The organism is Rhodococcus sp. NPDC127593, assembly GCF_042671975.1.
In the GTDB taxonomy this organism is placed as follows: Bacteria; Actinomycetota; Actinomycetes; order Mycobacteriales; family Mycobacteriaceae; genus Rhodococcus_F.
Window position 1 is genome coordinate 1 of sequence record NZ_JBHXWI010000170.1, and the last position, 1,553, is coordinate 1,553.

The window sequence follows — 1,553 nt, forward strand, 5'->3', positions numbered from 1 at the left end:
GCTTCTCGGTCAACACCTGATATCGATCCATCACCTCTGTCACAGCAAACATGTTGCCGCACGACACCCCAAATCATTGGGAGACACGCCCTAGCGCTTGTGGACGAAACACGCGGAGGGTTTCGCGCCGATACCGGCGGGTAGTGATTGGGTGGTCAGCTGGGAGCGAACAGGGGCATAGGCGGTGGTGTGCCGGCGCTGTAGTGGGTATGGGCGAACTGGATGAGTTGGACGGATACTCGAGGACGGTGATCTCGGTCGCCGATGCCGTGTTGCCGAGTGTGGCCAGCTTGGTTGTGCGGACATCACGGGGGAGCGGTTCGGGCAGTGCGAGTGTGATCACCGATGACCGGCTGTTGCTGACGAGTGCGCACGTGGTTGCCGGAGCGAGCGGGGCCGAGGCGGCGTTCACCGACGGGACCGTTGTGCGCACTGATGTGGTGGGGCGCGACCCATTGTCCGATCTGGCTGTGCTGCGTGCTCGGGGCGACGTCCCGGCTCCGGTAGAACTGGGTGACGCCGCGTCGCTGCGGGTCGGGCAGTTGGTGGTCGCGTTGGGGAACCCGCTGGGTCTGGCAGGCAGTGTGACGGCGGGCATCGTGTCCGGGTTGGGCCGCTCGTTGCCGGTGGAGTCGGGGCGGGTGATCGATGAGGTGATCCAGACCGATGCGGCGCTGAATCCGGGGAACAGCGGTGGCGCGTTGGCCGACAGTGCGGGCCGGCTGGTTGGGGTGAATACTGCTGTCGCCGGGATGGGGGTCGGTCTGGCGGTGCCGATCAACTCGACGACGAGGCAGATCATCGCCGCGTTGGTATCGGCTGGGCGGGTGCGTCGGGCCTGGTTGGGGATCGCGGGCATGCAGGTACCGCTGCCTCCGAAGCTGCAGGGGCGGATCGGGTCGAAGACGGGGTTGCAGGTGGCCGGTGTCTCCTCGGGTAGCCCGGCCGCCGAGGCGGGGTTGCGACGTGGGGACATCATGGTCGAACTCGACGGCAAACCGATCGTGACGACGACCGCCGTTCAGCGGTTGATGGTCGAGGATGCGATCGACCGGCAGATCGAGATCACGGTGTGGCGTAATGGTGCGCTGGTGGATGTGTTCGCTCGTCCTCGTGAGCTTGCGACCTGATGACCACATCGTCGCACGCAATCGAGGCATTGCAGCGGCGGTGGCAACGGATTCAATATCGACGTCGAATTCGCTGGTCCGCCCCTGGAACGGGCGAACTCGCTCGCCGTCCTCGCCGAGGAGATCCTCCGCCACCGGTTCCGTGGACTGCGGCGCCTGCGGAACCCGCAACTGCCCCTGCTGGCACGGCTCTTCGGTGGTGAGGCGACCCGCCCGGCGGACCTGCTGAGCTTCCTGTTCTTCGACCCGGCCTTCACCGTCCCGGCGGCCGCCCTGGGGCGGGCCGACGGCCGGCTCCGGCAGCATCCCCGGCCGACCTGGCGCACTCAGCCCGAATGCACCGATCAGCTGGTGGGTCGCCGTGAGTGTGGTTGTGCGGCAGCAGGTGGGGTGCGGGCATGGGTGATCGTCCGACCTCCCGTG

At 67.0% G+C, this 1,553-nt stretch carries 1 protein-coding gene; it reads left to right on the forward strand.

The features are described 5' to 3' along the window. Window positions 1-209 precede the first annotated feature (209 nt). Window positions 210-1,130 carry a S1C family serine protease gene (locus tag ACFVJ3_RS49405; RefSeq protein WP_378459034.1) on the forward strand — a complete coding sequence of 307 codons (921 nt, stop codon included), beginning with the start codon at window positions 210-212 and terminating at the stop codon, window positions 1,128-1,130. Window positions 1,131-1,553 lie beyond the last annotated feature (423 nt).